Genomic DNA, 1,046 nt, shown 5'->3' with positions numbered 1-1,046 from the left:
GGCATCCACTTCCCGCTGATTCAGGGCACGGAAGTGGCGATTGCCTTCCACGAAGGCGACCCCGATCGCCCGTATATCGCCCATGCGCTGCACGACTCCCGCCACACTGACCACGTGACGGAAAAGAACGGCACCCGCAACGTGATCCGCACCGCCGGACTGAACAAGCTGCGCATGGAAGACCGGCGCGGGGAAGAGCATATCAAGCTGAGTACCGAGTACGGGGGTAAGACACAGCTTAATCTGGGGCACAACGTTGACAATGACAGGCTGCAACGGGGGGAAGGTGCAGAACTGCGAACGGATGACTGGGTGAGCATTCGCGGCGGTAAAGGAATTTTGCTGACCGCGGATGCTCAGCCTGACGTCGGCGGTAAAATGCTCGAAATGGACGAGGCCATCGCCGAGCTGGAGCAGGCGCTAACGCTGGCGAGAAGCCTGGCAAAAGCGGCGCAGAATGCAAAAGCAACCCCGGGGGATACCGACAGCCAGAAAGCCTTAAACCGGTCGCTGAAGTACCTTAAGAGGGCCGGGATGATCGCCAGCGCGCCGGCGGGTATCGGCATCGTCAGCCCGGCGGCGGTCCGCGTGGCATCGGGAAGCGAAAGCGTGGGCCTGATGTCGGGGGGCAATACCGATATCAGCGCCGGGGAAAACGTCACGGCGGCGGCGGGAGAGGCGGTAAGCCTGTTTGCTCAGTCGCAGGGTATGAAACTGTACGCGGGCAAAGGTAAGGTCGATATCCAGGCGCAGGGCGGTGAGCTGTCGATGCTGGCGAAAAACGACATTGAAATCACCAGCACAGAGACAACCGTCACCATAACGGCGGCAAACGAGCTGATACTGGCCTGCGGCGGCGGTTACATCAAACTGAGCGGCGGAAACATCGAAATCGCCGATCCGCAGAACATCCTGTTTAAGTCAGCGAACTGGCAGAAGATGGGCAAAGCGGATCTGCGAATACCTCCGCTGAAGCTACCAACAGGATTCGAAGAGCGCTTCACCGTCAGAGATCAGAAGACCGGTGAAATAGTTCCTTATGCCCG

Annotated in this window: 1 protein-coding gene; it reads left to right on the top strand. The window is 59.5% G+C overall.

The window, feature by feature from the left end; translation table 11 throughout:
- The coding region (locus tag NV64_RS22600; protein WP_146005544.1) for a type VI secretion system Vgr family protein at positions 1 to 1,046 on the top strand (1,046 nt) is incomplete at both ends.

It is taken from the genome of Erwinia sp. B116, assembly GCF_002865965.1.
GTDB lineage: Bacteria > Pseudomonadota > Gammaproteobacteria > Enterobacterales > Enterobacteriaceae > Erwinia.
Note: the sequence above shows the minus strand (reverse complement) of the source record. Positions and strands in the feature narration are given on the sequence as shown.